We start from the raw sequence: 17,058 nt of genomic DNA on the forward strand, positions 1-17,058 counted from the left end.
CTTTGTTGTGATATATTTTTCAAAATTTTGTTGACAGACCGCCCCGTCGCCGCTCAGGTTGGCCGCTATGGAGGCGTGATGACAGACACACAGAATCAAGAACAGGCAGAAGTTGTGCAAGTGGTTAACCCCGCAGCTGGCTCTTCTGTTGTGTTGGTCTGCGAACATGCCTCGCACTATATTCCTGATCATTTTCAGAATCTTGGCCTTTCTGGTGACGCTTTGACCAGTCACGCGGCCTGGGATCCCGGCGCGATGCCGGTGGCACGGCGGTTGGCCGAGCGGCTGGACGCGGTGCTGGTGGCCAGCTGTGTGTCGCGCCTTGTCTATGACTGCAACCGCCCGCCCGAAGCGCCGGATGCGATGCCGCCCAAAAGCGAGATTTTCGACATTCCGGGCAACCAGAACCTGTCGCAGTCCCAGCGCGATGCGCGGACAGCGGCCTATTACCTGCCCTTCCGCGATGCCGTGGCCAAAACCGCGGCACAAGTGGCCGAGCCCGTGATCGTCACCATTCACAGTTTCACTCCGGTCTATCACGGCAAGACCCGCGCGGTAGAAATTGGCGTGCTGCATGACAGCGACACGCGGCTTGCCGAAGCGATGCTGCAAAATGCAGCGGATCACACGGATGCGGTGGTGCAGCGCAATGCGCCCTACGGCCCCGAGCATGGCGTGACCCATACTTTGAAAGAGCACGGTATCGCCAACGGGCATATGAACGTGATGCTGGAAATCCGCAATGATCTGATCGACACGCCAGAGCGCCAGACAGCCATGGCCGATATGATCGCCGGATGGCTCTCAAGCGCCTATAAACTGACCCAGGCAAAAGGGGCCGTGACATGCGTGGCGTGATGCGTGGCTATATCACTGCGGTGGACGCGGTGAATTATCGCATTGGCCGGATTGCCATGTACGGCATCTTTGTCTTGATGGGCATCCTGCTCTGGTCCTCGGTCAGCAAGACATTCTTTCTGCCCTCTCTTTGGACGCTGGAAATGGCGCAATTCGTGATGGTTGGCTACTACATCCTTGGCGGTCCCTATTCGTTGCAACTGGGATCGAATGTGCGGATGGATCTGCTTTATGGTGGCTGGTCTACGCGCCGCAAGGCGTGGGTGGATCTGTTCACCGTGTTGCTGTTGATCTTCTACCTTCTGGTGTTGCTCTACGGCGCCATCAGTTCCACTGCCTATTCACTGGGCTATTGGAAGACAGAGCCGATTTCCTACCTGTTTGGTGTGATCACCGGCAGCGAAGAGGTCGGCCGCCTTGAGCGGTCTTCCTCTGTCTGGCGGCCGTATATGTGGCCCATCAAACTGGTGATGATCATCGGGTTCACACTGATGATTCTGCAATGCCTTTCCGAATTCTGCAAAGACGTGCTGCGCCTGAAAGGTGAAGAAGTATAATGCCTTACGAGTTGATCGCCACGTTGATGTTCTCAACCATGATGCTGATGCTGTTGACCGGTCAGCGGGTGTTCGGTGCCATCGGGTTTATCGCTGTTGTCGCAGCGCTGCTGCTTTGGGGGGACAAGGGCGGTTATGACATCGGCTTTGCCGCCGCGATGAAGCTGATGAAATGGTATCCGCTTTTGACCCTCCCGATGTTCATTTTCATGGGCTATGTCTTGTCGGAATCAAAGATCGCCGATGACCTCTACAAGATGTTTCATGTCTGGATGGGCGGCCTTCGTGGTGGGCTGGCGATTGGCACAATCGGATTGATGGTTCTGATCTCTGCGATGAACGGGCTGAGCGTGGCGGGTATGGCCATCGGGGCCACCATCGCCCTGCCAGAACTCTTGAAACGGGGTTATGACAAGCGCATGGTGACGGGGGTCATTCAGGCCGGATCGTCCCTTGGTATTCTGGTGCCGCCTTCAGTTGTGCTGGTGCTATATGCAATGATCGCGCGGCAACCTGTAGGGCAGTTGTGGCTGGCCGGTGTGGTGCCGGGGCTGATGATGGCTTCGATGTTTATCGCCTATATCGCCATCCGCTGCCGGATGAATCCTTCTCTCGGTCCGGTTCTGTCCGCAGAAGACCGCGACATGCCCCGCGATGAGAAACTGCACCTGCTGCGCGCCGGTCTGTTGCCGATCATCATCTTTGCGGTGATGATGGTGCCTTTCGTGAATGGTTGGACCTCGCTGGTGGAAAGCTCTGCCATCGGCGCACTGGCGGCCTTTTTTGCCGCGGTGATCAAGGGCCGCATGACGCGCGAGGTCTTTGAGAACTCCGTGCGCAACACGTTGGGCATCACCTGCATGTTCATGTGGATCATCCTTGCTGCGCTGGCCTTTGGCGCGGTGTTTGACGGCCTCGGCGCAGTCAAAGCGATTGAGAGCCTCTTTACCGAACAGCTCAACCTCAGCCCGTGGATGATCCTGATCCTGATGCAGCTCAGCTTTATCCTGATGGGCACATTTCTGGATGACACGGCGATGCTGGTGATCGTTGCGCCGCTTTATGTGCCGCTGGTGGGGGCGCTTGGGTTTGATCTGATCTGGTACGGCATCCTGTATACGATCACCACTCAGATCGCCTATATGACGCCGCCCTTTGGCTATAACCTGTTTCTGATGCGGGCCATGGCACCGCCCGAAATTTCGCTGCGCGATATCTACGGGTCCATCACTCCCTTTGTGCTGGTGATGGTGCTGGCCCTGACCCTCGTGATGATCTTCCCCGGATTGGCCACATGGCTGCCGGAGGTTGTCTACGGAAACTGACAATAAAGAAGCCGGGCCAACCGGTGTAACCTTCAACAAGGAGAACGACCATGACCACAAGACGTAAGTTTATCCAAGGGGCCGCCATTGCGGGCCCGGCCGCACTGGCCACACCTGCGCTGGCACAAAGCACCATCAAATGGCGCATGCAGACCTATGCCGGCGCTGCTTTGGCCGCCGAAGTCATCGATCCTGCGATCAAGATGTTCAACCAGATCGCTGGCGACCGGATGCAGATCGAGCTGTTCTATGCCGATCAGCTGGTTCCAACGGGCGAATTGTTCCAAGCGATGCAGCGCGGCACAATCGACGCGGTTCAATCCGATGATGACAGCATGGCATCGCCCACCGAAGTGACGGTATTTGGCGGTTATTTCCCGTTTGGCTCGCGCTACAGTCTCGATGTGCCGGTGCTGTTCAACCAGTACGGCCTGAACGAAATTTGGGATGAAGAATATTCCAAAGTTGGCGTCAAACACATCTCCGCCGGGGCTTGGGATCCTTGCCACTTTGCCACAAAAGATCCGATCAACAGCCTTGCCGACCTGAATGGCAAGCGCATCTTTACCTTCCCAACCGCGGGCCGGTTCCTGAGCCAGTTTGGCGTGGTTCCTGTGAACCTGCCGTGGGAAGACATCGAAGTGGCCGTGCAAACCGGCGAGCTGGATGGGATCGCGTGGTCGGGCATCACCGAAGACTACACCGTTGGCTGGGCCGATGTGACCAACTACTTCCTCACCAACAACATCTCTGGCGCTTGGGCGGGTTCATTCTTTGCCAATATGGATCGCTGGAACGAGTTGCCTGAAGATCTGCAAACCCTGTTCCGGGTCTGCTGTGACCAGTCGCATTACTATCGCCAATGGTGGTACTGGGGCGGCGAAGCCAACCTGCGCGTCAACGGCGACAAGCTCAAGCTGACAACCATCCCGGACGAAGAATGGGCCACGGTCGAGAACGCCGCCCAGGAGTTCTGGGAAGAGATCGCAGCAGAAAGCGACGTCAAACGCCGTGTTGTTGATATCTTCAAAAAGTACAACGCGGACATGGTCAAAGCTGGCCGTCCGTACCGTTACGGCTAAAACTCAACGTAGGGTGGGGATAGTCTCCACCCTACGCCTCTATCTGAAAGGGATCACATGAACTTCGACGATCTGAAAGCCCGCGTCTCGGATGGCAGCATCGACACCGTGCTGGCATGCTTTGTGGATATGCAGGGCCGCCTGATGGGCAAACGCTTTCACGCGGTGAATTTCGTTGAGACCTCTTACGCAGAGACCCATTGCTGCAACTATCTGCTGGCCACCGACCTCGAGATGGCCACGCCTGATGGCTATGCCTCGACCTCCTGGGAAAGCGGCTATGGCGATTATGTCATGCAGCCAGACCTGAACACGATCCGCCCGGTGCCTTGGCTTGAAGGTACGGCAATGGTGCTTTGTGATGTGCTGGATCACCACACCCATGAACCTGTACCGCATTCGCCCCGCGCGATCCTGAAAAAGCAGATTGCCCGGCTTGAGGCGCTTGGCTTTGACGCGATGATGGCAACCGAGCTTGAGTTCTTTTTGTTTGAGCAAAGCTATGATGAAATTCGCAAGAACGGGTTCCGCGATCTGACCCCGATCAGCGGATACAACGAAGATTACCACATTTTCCAGACCACCAAGGAAGAGGGCGTGATGCGGCCGATCCGCAACCATCTGTTCAACGCTGGTCTGCCAATTGAAAACTCCAAGGGGGAGGCCGAGGCCGGTCAGGAAGAGCTGAACATCCGCTATTCCGCCGCGCTCGATTGTGCCGATTACCATTCGATTGCCAAACACGCGATCAAGGAAATCTCCTGGCAACATGGCCATGCCGCGTCCTTCTTGCCCAAGTGGCATCATACCAAGGTGGGCAGTTCATCCCACGTGCATCAATCTCTTTGGGTCGATGGCAAGCCCGCGTTCTTTGATCCCGAGGCCAAGCTGGGCATGTCCGAATTGATGAGCCACTACATGGCCGGGCTGATTGCCTATTCGCCGGACTACACCTTCTTTCTTGCGCCCTATGTGAACAGCTACAAACGGTTCTCAAAAGGCACCTTTGCGCCGACCAAAACCGTCTGGTCCGTGGACAACCGCACCGCCGGTTTCCGTCTGTGCGGTGAAGGCACCAAGGGCGTGCGCGTTGAATGCCGGATCGGTGGATCCGATCTGAACCCCTATCTGGCGCAAGCGGCCATGTTGGCTGCCGGGATCAAGGGCATCGAAGACAAGATGACCCTGCCCGCCCCAACCACCGGCGATGTCTATGAAGACGCTAAAGCGGCAGACATCCCGCAAACCCTGCGCGCCGCGACAGAGACCCTGCGCAATTCGAAATTCCTGCGCGAAGCCATGGGCGATGACGTGATCGATCACTACACCCGCTGCGCCGAATGGGAACAAGAAGAGTTCGACCGCGTGGTGACGGATTGGGAAATCGCCCGCGGGTTCGAGCGGGCCTGATCGCGCGGCTTGCACGGGCCCCGCGCCAACGTTATCGGGCGGCAGTGCTGCCTTCTTTACCTGTGAAACATCCTCTTCGGCGCTGCCGAGATTCGGAGACAAGACATGAGTACAATCACCTGTATTTCGCCCATTGACGGGTCGGTTTATGCCGAGCGCCCTGCCCTGACCGCCGAGGCTGCCAAGGCTGCCGTGGACCGCGCCACAGCAGCGGGGGCCGCATGGGCTGCGCGGCCGCTCAAGGAACGGATTGACCTGGTCATGGCCGGTGTGACCAAGGTCGGCGAGATGAACGAAGAGATCGTGCCGGAGATCGCCCACCAGATGGGCCGGCCCATCCGTTATGGCGGTGAATTCGGTGGTTTCAATGAACGGGCCAGCTATATGGCCGAGATCGCCGAAGAGGCGCTTGCCGATATCGAGCTGGAAGACAGCGGCGCGTTTCGCCGCCTGATCAAGCGGGTGCCCCATGGCGTTGTTCTGGTGATCGCGCCATGGAACTATCCGTTCATGACGGCCATCAACACGGTCGCCCCGGCCCTGATCGCGGGCAATACCGTGATGCTGAAACATGCCTCCCAAACGCCGCTTGTCGGTGAACGGATGGCGCAAGCCTTTCATGCCGCCGGGGTGCCTGAAGATGTGTTCCAGAACGTGTTCCTTGACCACCAGACCACATCCGATCTGATCGCCGCCAAAAGCTTTGGATTTGTGAATTTCACCGGATCTGTCGGGGGCGGCAAAGCGATTGAAACGGCTGCGGCCGGCACCTTCACCGGTATCGGGCTTGAGCTGGGCGGCAAGGATCCCGGTTATGTGTGCGACGATGCGGACATCGACGCGGCGGTGGATACCCTGATTGACGGGGCGATGTTCAACGCCGGGCAATGCTGCTGCGGGATCGAACGGATTTATGTGGCAGAGCAGCATTTTGACAGCTTTGTCGAAAAGGCCGTGGCGATTGTGAAGGGGTACAAGCTGGGCAATCCACTGGATCCGGAGACAACGCTTGGCCCGATGGCTCAGGCCCGGTTTGCCGATGAGGTCCGTGCCCAAACCGCCGAGGCGATTGCTGCCGGCGCCAAGGCGCATATTGATCCGGCGGATTTTCCGCAAGATGGCGGTGCCTATCTGATGCCACAGATCCTGACGGGCGTGACCCATGACATGCGGGTGATGCGCGAGGAAAGCTTTGGCCCGGTTGTGGGCATCATGCCGGTCAAGGATGACGCCGAAGCCATTGCACTGATGAATGACAGCAACTTTGGTCTGACGGCCTCTGTCTGGACGGCGGACACCGCCCGCGCCATGGCCATTGGCGATCAGATCGAAACCGGCACCGTGTTCCAGAACCGCGCTGATTACCTTGATCCCGGTCTTTGCTGGACCGGCTGCAAAGACACCGGTCGTGGCGGGGGATTGTCGATCATCGGCTATCACAACCTGACACGGCCCAAATCATATCACCTAAAGAAAGCCTGATCCGATGACGCTCACTGCAAATTGGTCTTATCCCACCGCCGTCCGCTTTGGTGCGGGGCGCATTTCTGAAATTGCCGATGCTTGTAAGGCCGCTGGCATTTCCAAGCCGCTGCTGATCACGGATCGCGGTCTGGCAAACATGGAGATCACCACCCGCACGCTGGATCTGCTTGAGGCGGCGGGCATGGGGCGGGCAATTTTTGCCGATGTTGATCCAAACCCGAATGAGAAAAACGCCGAAGCAGGTGTGAAAGCCTTTAACGAAGGCGGCCATGATGGCGTGGTGGCTTTCGGCGGAGGCTCTGGCCTTGATCTGGGCAAGCTGGTGGCCTTTCTTGCCGGTCAAACCCGCCCTTTGTGGGATTTTGAGGATATTGGCGATTGGTGGACCCGCGCCGATGCCGATGCCATCGCGCCGATCGTGGCGGTGCCGACCACGGCAGGCACCGGCTCCGAAGTGGGCCGCGCCTCTGTGATCACCAATTCGGAGACCGAAGAGAAGAAGATCATTTTCCATCCCAAATTCCTGCCCAGCGTGGTGATTTGTGACCCGGAGCTGACTGTGGGCATGCCGCAGTTTATCACGGCAGGCACCGGCCTTGATGCCTTTGCCCATTGTGTTGAGGCGTTTTCATCACCGCATTATCACCCGATGTCCCAGGGCATGGCGCTAGAAGGTATGCGCCTGGTCAAGGAATACCTGCCCCGCGCCTATGCGGACGGCGCTGACCTTGAAGCGCGGGCGCATATGATGTCCGCCGCGGCGATGGGCGCGACCGCGTTTCAAAAGGGTTTGGGCGCAATCCACGCCCTGTCGCACCCGATTGGCGCAATGTACCACACGCACCATGGCACCACGAATGCGGTCTGCATGCCGGCGGTCCTGAAGTTCAACGCGCCCGCCATCCGCGGCGTTTTTGATAAGGCGGCGCGTTATCTGGATATCGACGGAGGCTTTGACGGGTTCTGCGCGTTTGTCGATGATTTCAACGCGCTGTTCCAAGTGCCGCGAAATCTGGGCGAGCTGGGGATCGCAAACCCCGACATCGACCGGATCGTTGCGGGCGCCTTGAAAGACCCCAGCACCGGTGGCAACCCTGTTGAGATGACCGAGGAAAACACCCGCAAATTGCTCTTGCAGATCGTTTGAACCACGGCCCGTAGAACAGAACGGTCAGGCGCCACTGCGCCAGACCGTTTTTTGTTGGCCTATCGGAACACGCGGCATCCTGTTTCGGTGATCGCGCCTTTCTCGACCGGATAGTTGCGTTTGGGGTTGATGATGGCCCGCTGAATACCCGTCAGCCGGCGCATACATTGATTGGCAGCCGCATTGCCCGCACGTCGCCCATCCACATAGATATCAAGCCAGACGTACCCTTTGTATCCACTGTGGCAGGGGCCGTTCTGGGGCGCGTTTCCATCGCCACAAAGATCTTCGACAATGGCGTATTTGCGCAGGCGCGGAAAATAGAACCGCGTGCCAGCCGGGAAATCCATGATACTGCGGCCGCCTCGTTTGACGTGCCCGACCGCCAGCGTCACCGGATCCGCATAGGTGCCGGTGCCCCCTGCCCCCCTGTGCAATACCGGCCGCGCAATCGCGGTTGAGCCGCGCGGCGTGTTGTCCCAATAGCTGTAACCGGTCAAAAATGCGCTGAATTGCTGTTCGGCTTGCGCAGCCCCTGCACCCAGCATCAGGCCGAGCGCCATCGTGACCTGCAAACAGGTTTTCTTGATCTGCATCTGGTTGATCCTCTTTGGTTTTTCGGGACCGACGGCGCGTTTAGATTGGCCGCCGGACGCCTTCGAAACCTCAGCCAGATTTTCTAACATGCTGTTAATCGCCGCCGCAGGTCGAGGGGCGACAGCCTGTATTTGACCCGGCCAGAACGCCCTAATACCAGAGGCCGCACCCTGCGGTCACAAATGGTTAACCATGTAGATGATTGCTTTTGCGGGCAAACGGGCCAGAAAACCCTACCCGGCCATTTTTACAGAATCACATGACAAATTCGCGGAACTTTCGGCCAAAGGCTGTTTCAAATTGGCCAGAATCAACTTTAACGGTTTTCCCAATTCAATAATCTTGGCCGATTGCGCGGATAAATCACGCCTCAGAAACAATGGTGCCACATTACCCAGTAAATTAGGCCGAAAATGTGCCGTTTGATGACTCGCCCAATTTTAGACATATACTAAGCTCATTCTCTTCAACATTGGCGGATTTCCCGCGATTTGAGATCAGAATTCTAGTGGGTCTTTCTGGAGGGTGGCCAGACCGACCTAGCGCGCACTGCCAGCGCGGAACTGCCGATAAGGCAGGACCTGGGGGTATTGCAACCAACTAGACCAAATGGACCGGGCTACAGATTTTGGACGGCGCTTTGCTGGCGCGGCTCAGGGTTTGTCCGGTCTTTGACATGTAGACCAAAGGCTGCCGCCCGATGACGACAACAGTTTGCAATACCAAAGGATCCCGTGGATGAGCCGCCTTGCGCGTTCATATACCGAGACCCGCGTTGCACGTGGCAAGTCGGACCGGGTGTTTCTGGACCCCAGCAACCGGCGCCGGTCGCGGGTATTGCTGTCGGCGATGACATTGTTCGCCGCCGTGTTGATCTGGCTGGTGGTGTTTTCCATTTCACTGGTCTCGACACGCGGGATCAAGGCGGCGCTGCCGGACGAGATTATCACGCTCAAAGGTGAGTTTCATCAAACTGGCACCCATGATCACGCCAGCCACGCGCACGGTTCAGGCGGCAATCTGCCTGCGATTGAACGCTATGCGCTTCAGGAGACCTCAAAGTATCGCTGTATCGCGGATGAAAAACCTGCCTCAGAAAACGCCCAGCGCGTTTATGCGGTCGTGACCAGCCATCTGGCTGAATCTCCAGCGTCTCTGAACGAAAGCTGCGATATTGTGGATGTGGTCATGCCGATGTGGTTTGACCTGCGTGTCGAACAAGACGCCCTGCGCGTCGGCGGTCTGGCCGATGACGCACGCGAAGCCGTGCGCGGTTACGTGGCGCAGCAAAAAGGCCGGGTGAAGGTGTTGCCGATCCTGCGCTTTGATCCATCAAGCTATTCCTATTTCGAAACCGCGAGGGGGCTCCGCGCGGTGGCGGCGGCACTGTCTGGTTTTGCTGACGACCTGGCCAAGAGCGACGAGGCGGTGGGCCTTTGCATTGATGCCAGTCTGATTGCAGCAAAAGGCAGTGCCGCCCTGGCAGAGGTGTTTGGCCCCTTCGCCAGCCGGATGTCCGATTTGGGCCTCCAGTCCTGCGCCGTGATTTCCGGCACCACTGAAGACGCCAACCTGGTGGTGACAGATCATTTTCTCGATCTGGTTGTTGTTAAGGGCTTTGAAGAGCCCTGGGTCGGCTCCGCCCCGCGGCCGGTTGCTGCACGTGACTGGTTTGAAAAGCGTGTGACCGCGGTGCAAGACATCGTTGCCGAAGACAAGCTGGTGCTGGCACTTGGCACCTTTTCGGTGGATTGGGTTTCGGGCCGGGCCAAGCCCAACACGATGCCCTATGCGCAAATGGCATCAGCGCTGGCCGAGGCCGACGCCAAGCCGACCTTCATCCCTGCGGCCGGTGCGTCGCAGGCGATCTATGTGGATGACAAGGGCCGCCAGCACCGCAGCTGGATTCTTGATGCGGCCTCTGCCCACAATCAGATGATGTGGCTGAAAAAGCGCGGCGTTCGCGGCGTTGGTGTATGGAATCTTGGTTATGAAGATCCCGGTCTCTGGGCTGTTCTGGATCAGGCGCAGCATGACACCCCGCTGGATGGCGATACACTCAGCAACGTTGTGTTCACCAACTACGTGAACCGCATTGGTGCGGGGCCGTTTGTTGCGCCCCTGTCCATGCCGGTGATTGGGCAACGTGAGGTCGTGTTGGACCCCCAGACAAATCAGGTTCTGGATGTGCAATATGACAGCATGGCCCGCCCGGCCAGCGTTCGCCTCTATGGGCGCGGCGCCCCCAACAAGGTGGTTTTGACCTTTGATGACGGACCGGTGCGCAACTACACCACCGAGACGCTGGATATCCTCAAAGAGACCAAAACGCCTGCGTCGTTCTTTGTGCTGGGTCACAATGCGCTACAGAACCCTGATCTGATTGACCGGATCATCGAAGACGGTCACGAGCTGGGTTCGCACACCTATTGGCACCCGCATATGAATGACATTTCTGCCTCCCGTGCGACGGTTGAGGTGAATTCGGTGCAATTGCTGGTCAACGGCATCACCGGGCGCAGCATGCGCCTGTATCGTGAGCCCTATATGCGCAGCGGCGGGCCGATCACCTCCAAGGAAGTGGCATCCCTGCTGCCGCTGGAAGAGGCGGGATATATCATCACTGGCATGGATATTGTGCCGCGCGACTGGCTGACCACCTCTGCCGAGGAACTGGCGGCCGAAGTGGTCCGCCAGGTCGAAGAGAATGCCGGCGGTATTGTTCTGTTGCATGATGGTGGTGGCGATCAAAGCCAGACCGTTGCGGCCCTGCCAATCCTGATCGCGGATCTGCGGGCCAAGGGGTATGAGTTCACTTCTATCGCGGATTTCCTCGACACCAACCCGGAAATACTGATGCCGCATGTGGACGGGATCAGCACCGCGTTCAGCAGCGTGTCCTTTAAGGCGGTTGGCAACAGCTGGTCGGTTTTGGAGATCACGTTCTGGTCGGTCTTTGGCCTTGGCCTGTTCCGGGGGCTGCTTTTGTTGTTCCTGACGTCCCGCCGCAAACGCCATGTGGCCAGCTATGCCGCAGATGTGCCCAGCGTGACCGTGGTGATCCCGGCCTATAACGAAGCGCATGTGATCACCCAGTGTATCGAACGGGTGTTGCAGTCCCAGTACCCCTATTTCGACATCATCGTGGTGGATGACGGATCAACCGATGACACATACGCCAAGGCGCTGCCTTACGACACTCTTCCCAATGTGACGGTGTTGACCCAAAAGAACGGCGGCAAATCCTCAGCGATGAACCGGGCCCTGTTTGAGACCGAAAGCGACGTGTTGATCTGCATCGACGCGGATTCGCAGATTGCGCCGGATGCGGTGGGGCTGCTGGCCGGTCACTTTAGCGATCCCGATATCGGCGCGGTGGCGGGCCGTGTTGTCGTGGGCAATCGCAACAACCTGCTGACCCGTCTGCAGGCGCTGGAGTATATCACCGCGCAAAGCGTGGAACGCCGCGCCAAGGAATACCTCAACGCGATTACCGTTGTGCCCGGTGCCATCGGCGCATGGCGGACCACCGCCTTGATGGAGGCGGGGATCTTCTCGACTGAGACCCTGACCGAAGACGCCGACATGACCATGGCGGTAATCCGGTCCAACTATCGCGTGATCTACGAAGACCGCGCCGTGGCCAAAACCGAAACGCCTGCCACCGTGTCCGGTTTGCTGACCCAGCGTCTGCGCTGGTCGCTGGGTATGATGCAAGCTGGATGGAAACATCTGGGTGCTGTGGTCGAGGGGCGCAAACTGGGCCTGATTTCCCTGCCCGATCTGGCGATCTTCGGCTATCTGATGCCACTGCTGGCGCCCTTGGCGGATCTGTTCCTGCTGATCCTTGCGGGCGGCTATGTCATGGGCTGGATCAACGGGACAGAACCTGCGGTGACAACGGCCGTCCCGCCAAGCCTGTTGCTGGCCTATCTGATCTTGCCGCTGCTTGAGCTGTTCACCGTTCTGCTGGCGTTCAAGCTGGACCCGAAAGAAGATCGCCGTCTATTGTGGCTTATCCCGATGCAGCGCCTGTTCTATCGCCAGTTGCTGTACATTTCGGTGATCCGCGCCCTTTGGCGTGCCACCACGGGATCACTTGCCAAATGGGGCCATGCGCAACGCGCCGGTTTCCAGTTCGACCAGACGAGAAAGTCATGATGAACCGCCGCAGTTTTCTAAAAGCAAGCAGCGCCCTGCCGCTGGCCTTGGTTCTGCCCGGCACCATGGCGCAGGCGCTCAGCAAATCGCGCAATACGATTGTTGTGATTGACGGTCTCTCGGCGGCCAGTGACGCGGACAGTCTTTCGGCGACGATGGACGGGTTGATCCGTCTGGGTGTGCCAATCAGCTGCATTGTTGAAACGGCACATCCTGAGGCAGGTCCGCTGCGTGCGGATCATCCGGTGGCGGCCCTGCTGCGTGATATGCGGGGACGGTTGCCCGGATTGATCGACCTCTTGCCTGTGCTCCCCGATCTGGCCAACCGGACCGCGCATTTCCAATCCCGCGACGCCTATGACGCGCAGCACCGCCTGTTTGATGCCCTTTGGGGCGATCGCGACGGCCAGTCCGCAGGGTTCCGCCCTCGTGCTGTGGCCTGCGACATGGCCGAAAACGCGCTGCCCCCCACCGGCGTCCGAACCAGCGGTATCCGCAATGTCCTGATGCGCCCGGCTGCTAACGCCAGCGCTGCGGTGCAATCTCAGGCTTGGGACAACGGGGTGGTGCGTCTGATCGGGGGCAAGCGGGTGCAACTGACTGACACTGCGGCCCAATTGCAGAACGATCCGGCCAACCCTGGTGAACGGGTCTTGTACCTGTCAGCTGAAAATCTGGCCGCCCTCCCTGCCGCTGATCTGCCCGACCTTGCCGCCCAATTTGCCACGGCTGTGATGCAGCCTGATGGCGACACATGGGTCAGCCCGATCCTGGCCTCTGACGTGCAGTTCCGCGATGCCTATAGCTACAACCGCAAGATGGCGTTGCACTTTATGGCCTCCCCCGGATCAACGGCGGTGGAACGGGCCATTCTCACTGATTTTCGGCTTGATCTGCTCAACGCTGGACTGCCCTCCAGCTTTGGCGAGGCGGTCGAGACTGGCCAGACGGATCGTGACGGCACCGGCTATTGGATTGACATTCAGCGCACCAAAGCGGTGCTGCCCATCCTGCCCGTGCAACACTACCTTGCCGGATCCGCCAAATTGGACCCTGCCGCGCTGAACGCGGATCGTAACAGCTTTGGCATGGGCGTCGAGTTTCGCCCACGCAGCACGGCCCGTGCCGCCGGGATCACCGAAGACAACACCATGGTTGTCCCCGCAGAGATCATCAACGCGCCCGCCCAATTGGCCGAATTGGACCGCGCCGATTATGGCACCGAGGATTTCACTGTCCTGATTTCGGATCAGGTGCTGCAAAACGCGCCGCAGCGGAAAATCCTGAAACAAGCCCTACTGCAACTGGCCGATGACGGGATCACCCGCCCTGTGACCTTGCCCGAATATGTGCGCGGGATTACCCCAACCGATGCCTACCTGAACCACTTTCGCCGGACCGCTGCCTATGCGGGTCGCGCCCGTGGATCTGATCGGGCGCAGGGCCGTCAAAGTCACGCGCAACTGATGGAAGACGCCAAGACCGCCTGGCGCTATTTTGAGAAATGGACCAACCGGCGGACCGGCCTATGCCCGGCAACGGTCAATTTCTCCGGCAGCGGCTCCACCCTGCACGAAGCGGTCACGATGTGGGACGTAGGCAGCCAGATCAACGCATTGGTCGCCGCCAACGAACTGTCTCTGATCACCGACAAGGCGTTTCAAACCGCTATCCGCAAAATCCTGCCCAACATCGCGGGCCGTAAATCGCAGGGACGTTTGCTGCCGCAGGGGTGGATCGCCACGGACAGGATCAAATGGGGCGTCAAGGATTTTGACGGCTGCGATGCCGGACGGCTCATGGCCGCGCTTTACAATCTGGACACCCACAGCGCCACCAAGGACCGGGCTGAGCCAACCGTGCGATCCTGGGATCTGGACAAGGTGATCAAGGATGGCGTGATTTACAACGTGACCGATGGGGTCGAGACCACGACTTACCGCTCGCATTGTGCCCATTACGCGGCTTGGGCCTTTCGCACCTGGGGGCTTGAGGTCCGCTCGCCCTATGAGGTGCTTGACGGCAAAAGTGAAACGGATGGGCGGATTGCCCTGTTGGAAGTGGGCGGTCACATCGGGCCGATGGGGGCAGAACCGCTGCTGCTCGAAGCGATTGAACTGGGGATGTCACCGGAATCGGAATACCTTGCGGATGTGCTTTTTGCCGCGCAACTAGAGGAATATGACGAAACCGGCAACCTGACCTGTGTGTCCGAGGGGCCTATCGACCGCGCACCTTGGTTTACCTATCAAGGAATCCAGTTTGACGCGCCTGGGCGGATCTGGGCCACCGACACAGTCGCCAGCCTGCCCGAACACCGCTCCCCCGAGTTCCGCAAGAAAAACCATGTGGTCAGTTCCAAGGCCGCTTACCTTTGGGCGGCTTACAAGAACCACGATTATTGCGATCTGTTGGTGGACTATGTGCGCGAACGGGCACGAACCGACAACGGCTTTGCCTCCAGCATCTATCGCGAGACAGGCAAGGCGACGGCAACCTATGCCGACATCAATACCAATGCGATCATCCTGCAATCCATCGCCCAGATCATGCGCAACGCCAAAAGCCAGTAACGCCGCCCATCGACTTCACTATTGCAGTGATATTACAGATATGTAATTCTTCCCTCCAAACCGGAAGGGATCTGATTTGGCACAACTGGACAATTCACCTGTAGATGACACCGATCTTTGCATTGGCACACGGCTGCGCGAATTTCGTATGGCTCAAGGGTATTCGCTCGCAAAACTTGCCAACATCACCGGCATCTCAGACGCGACCCTGTCGCGGGTGGAAAACGCGCAAACGCTGGTTTCTGCCCATAACCTTTATATCCTCAGCCAAGCACTGAACGTCGATATCACTGCATTCTATGAGCCTGCTGCCCATCCGATCCGCAGCGGCATCCGGTCGGTGTCCCGCGCCGGGGATGGCCGGCAGATTGATACGGCGCGGTTCACCTCCACCGTTCTGGCCGCCGATCTGTCGAACAAGAAAATGCACCCGGCCATGGACGTTGTAACCGCCACCACATTGGATCAGGTCGGCGGCATGGCCAGTCACAGCGGCGAAGAATTCCTGCTCGTCATGGACGGCGTGTTGATCCTGCATTCAGAGCATTACGCCCCCCTGCGCCTGAACGCCGGAGATTCCATCTATTTCGACGCAGGCATGGCGCATGCCTATCTCACGCCTGATGGCACGCCCGCCCGCATTCTGGTGGTCAATTCCGCCGAACCCGATCTGGGCGTTGATACGCCTGTCTCCTCCTCCCCCTCCTGAAAGGCCACATGAATGAACGCCGAAACAAAGCTCACCCCCGAGGCGATCCGCAGCGCCGAACTGGTTTTGCCCGTGCAAGATCTGAAAACAGAGATGCCGTTTTTCCTTGGCCAGTTGGGCTTCCGGCTGGATACAATCTATCCCGCCGATGATCCGGCTGTGGCGGTGGTGTCCGGTCATGGTCTGCGGTTGCGGCTGGAACGCGGGGCAGAGGTCGCGCCGGGCAAGGTCATACTCTACTGCGATGCCCCGGATGATCTGGGCGGTGTGGGCACTATTGTGACCTCGCCCAACGGCAATCAGGTCGAGATACAGGATGCCAATCCGCCGCTGGTGATCCCGGAAACGCAGCATTCATTTATGGTGCGCCGTTTGGCCGACAGCGACAGTTGGATCATCGGCCGTGCAGGCATGCGCTATCGCGATCTGATCACCGACCGTCTGGGCGGGTCGATCATCGCCAGCCATATCCGCATTCCCGATGGCGGGCCGGTACCGGATATGGTGCATTATCACACCGTCGGATTTCAGTTGATCTTTTGTTATCGCGGCTGGGTGCGGCTGGTTTATGAGGACTACGGTGATCCATTTATCCTTGAGGCCGGCAATTGCGTGATCCAGCCACCGCAGATCCGCCACCGGGTGCTTGAAGCATCTGACAACGTCGAGGTGTTGGAGATCGGCGTGCCTGCGGAACATATCACCACCATTGACCACGAGATGGAGCTGCCCAACGGCCCCGCGAACCCTGACCGCGAGTGGGACGGCACCAAATTTGTACACCACCGCGAGGATCAGGCGACATGGACCCCCTGGCGCGTTCCCGGTTGGGAAGCGCGGGATACAGGCATTGGTGGGGCCACCCAAGGTATCGCGGGTGTACAGGTCAGCCGCCCCAGTGCAGATGCGCAGGACTCGTGGACAAGCCATGACACCGATATCCTGTTCACCTTTGTCAAAGAGGGCAGCCTGACCCTTGAGGCCGACAGCGAGGGGCGCAAAACACATGATCTGGTTGCGGGGGATGCATTTGTCCTGCCGCCGTTCCTGAAGACCCGCTATGTCAAACCATCCGCCGATTGCGAGTTGATCGAGGTAACTCTACCGTCATCCTTTGGAACAACGGTCCACGAGACTTAAGACAGAGGGCCGCC

12 protein-coding genes are annotated in these 17,058 nt (G+C 58.6%); 11 read left to right on the top strand and 1 reads right to left on the bottom strand.

Translation table 11 applies throughout. The features are described from left to right. Positions 1 to 78 precede the first annotated feature (78 nt). From K3754_RS16155 to K3754_RS16185, 7 genes are all read left to right on the top strand, one after another. Positions 79 to 858, top strand: a complete 780-nt coding sequence (locus tag K3754_RS16155; protein ID WP_259938575.1) for an N-formylglutamate amidohydrolase — start codon at positions 79 to 81, stop codon at positions 856 to 858. Further along, on the top strand, positions 846 to 1,415 hold the full coding sequence (locus K3754_RS16160) for a TRAP transporter small permease subunit (protein WP_203210121.1): 570 nt from the start codon (positions 846 to 848) through the stop codon (positions 1,413 to 1,415). Before K3754_RS16155 ends, K3754_RS16160 begins: the two co-directional genes overlap by 13 nt. Beyond that, positions 1,415 to 2,740 carry a TRAP transporter large permease subunit gene (locus K3754_RS16165; protein ID WP_259938579.1) on the top strand — a complete coding sequence of 442 codons (1,326 nt, stop codon included), beginning with the start codon at positions 1,415 to 1,417 and terminating at the stop codon, positions 2,738 to 2,740. The genes K3754_RS16160 and K3754_RS16165 overlap by 1 nt, the downstream gene beginning before the upstream one ends. 50 nt (positions 2,741 to 2,790) lie before the next feature. Then, a complete protein-coding gene (locus K3754_RS16170) occupies positions 2,791 to 3,822 on the top strand; it encodes a TRAP transporter substrate-binding protein (RefSeq protein WP_203210119.1) in 1,032 nt (343 codons plus the stop codon). Between the two features lie 57 nt (positions 3,823 to 3,879). Then, on the top strand, positions 3,880 to 5,232 hold the full coding sequence (locus tag K3754_RS16175; RefSeq protein WP_203210118.1) for a glutamine synthetase family protein: 1,353 nt from the start codon (positions 3,880 to 3,882) through the stop codon (positions 5,230 to 5,232). A gap of 105 nt (positions 5,233 to 5,337) precedes the next feature. Beyond that, complete coding sequence (locus K3754_RS16180) at positions 5,338 to 6,714, top strand: aldehyde dehydrogenase family protein (protein WP_259938580.1); 1,377 nt, start codon at positions 5,338 to 5,340, stop codon at positions 6,712 to 6,714. Positions 6,715 to 6,718: 4 nt separating this feature from the next. Next, entirely contained in the window at positions 6,719 to 7,864 is a 1,146-nt protein-coding gene (locus K3754_RS16185) for an iron-containing alcohol dehydrogenase (protein ID WP_203210116.1), read from the top strand. A gap of 59 nt (positions 7,865 to 7,923) precedes the next feature. On the opposite strand, the gene K3754_RS16190 is transcribed toward K3754_RS16185, so the two are convergent. Then, positions 7,924 to 8,460 carry a hypothetical protein gene (locus K3754_RS16190; RefSeq protein WP_231024312.1) on the bottom strand — a complete coding sequence of 179 codons (537 nt, stop codon included), beginning with the start codon at positions 8,458 to 8,460 and terminating at the stop codon, positions 7,924 to 7,926. Between the two features lie 739 nt (positions 8,461 to 9,199). Between K3754_RS16190 and K3754_RS16195 the strand changes: the two genes are divergently transcribed. The 4 genes from K3754_RS16195 to K3754_RS16210 all read left to right on the top strand — a co-directional run bounded on the left by K3754_RS16195 (position 9,200) and on the right by K3754_RS16210 (position 17,044). Continuing rightward, positions 9,200 to 12,622, top strand: a complete 3,423-nt coding sequence (locus K3754_RS16195) for a glycosyltransferase (RefSeq protein ID WP_259938583.1) — start codon at positions 9,200 to 9,202, stop codon at positions 12,620 to 12,622. After that, positions 12,619 to 15,195 (top strand): DUF3131 domain-containing protein, encoded by a 2,577-nt coding sequence (locus K3754_RS16200; RefSeq protein ID WP_259938587.1) that lies wholly within the window; start codon positions 12,619 to 12,621, stop codon positions 15,193 to 15,195. Before K3754_RS16195 ends, K3754_RS16200 begins: the two co-directional genes overlap by 4 nt. A 76-nt stretch (positions 15,196 to 15,271) precedes the next feature. Continuing rightward, entirely contained in the window at positions 15,272 to 15,904 is a 633-nt protein-coding gene (locus tag K3754_RS16205) for a helix-turn-helix domain-containing protein (RefSeq protein WP_203210113.1), read from the top strand. Between the two features lie 12 nt (positions 15,905 to 15,916). Next, positions 15,917 to 17,044, top strand: coding sequence for a cupin (locus K3754_RS16210; RefSeq protein WP_259938588.1), 1,128 nt, complete (start codon positions 15,917 to 15,919; stop codon positions 17,042 to 17,044). The last annotated feature ends 14 nt before the right edge of the window (positions 17,045 to 17,058 follow it).

Source organism: Sulfitobacter sp. M368 (genome assembly GCF_025141875.1).
Lineage (GTDB): Bacteria > Pseudomonadota > Alphaproteobacteria > Rhodobacterales > Rhodobacteraceae > Sulfitobacter > Sulfitobacter mediterraneus_A.

Bases quoted from the DNA above. Each gene is read 5' to 3' on its own strand.
- K3754_RS16155 (WP_259938575.1), top strand. From the start codon at position 79: ATGACAGACACACAGAATCAAGAACAGGCAGAAGTTGTGCAAGTGGTT.
- K3754_RS16160 (WP_203210121.1), top strand. From the start codon at position 846: ATGCGTGGCGTGATGCGTGGCTATATCACTGCGGTGGACGCGGTGAAT.
- K3754_RS16170 (WP_203210119.1), top strand. From the start codon at position 2,791: ATGACCACAAGACGTAAGTTTATCCAAGGGGCCGCCATTGCGGGCCCG.
- K3754_RS16165 (WP_259938579.1), top strand. From the start codon at position 1,415: ATGCCTTACGAGTTGATCGCCACGTTGATGTTCTCAACCATGATGCTG.
- K3754_RS16195 (WP_259938583.1), top strand. From the start codon at position 9,200: ATGAGCCGCCTTGCGCGTTCATATACCGAGACCCGCGTTGCACGTGGC.
- K3754_RS16200 (WP_259938587.1), top strand. From the start codon at position 12,619: ATGATGAACCGCCGCAGTTTTCTAAAAGCAAGCAGCGCCCTGCCGCTG.
- K3754_RS16210 (WP_259938588.1), top strand. From the start codon at position 15,917: ATGAACGCCGAAACAAAGCTCACCCCCGAGGCGATCCGCAGCGCCGAA.
- K3754_RS16185 (WP_203210116.1), top strand. From the start codon at position 6,719: ATGACGCTCACTGCAAATTGGTCTTATCCCACCGCCGTCCGCTTTGGT.
- K3754_RS16180 (WP_259938580.1), top strand. From the start codon at position 5,338: ATGAGTACAATCACCTGTATTTCGCCCATTGACGGGTCGGTTTATGCC.
- K3754_RS16175 (WP_203210118.1), top strand. From the start codon at position 3,880: ATGAACTTCGACGATCTGAAAGCCCGCGTCTCGGATGGCAGCATCGAC.
- K3754_RS16190 (WP_231024312.1), bottom strand. From the start codon at position 8,460: ATGCAGATCAAGAAAACCTGTTTGCAGGTCACGATGGCGCTCGGCCTG.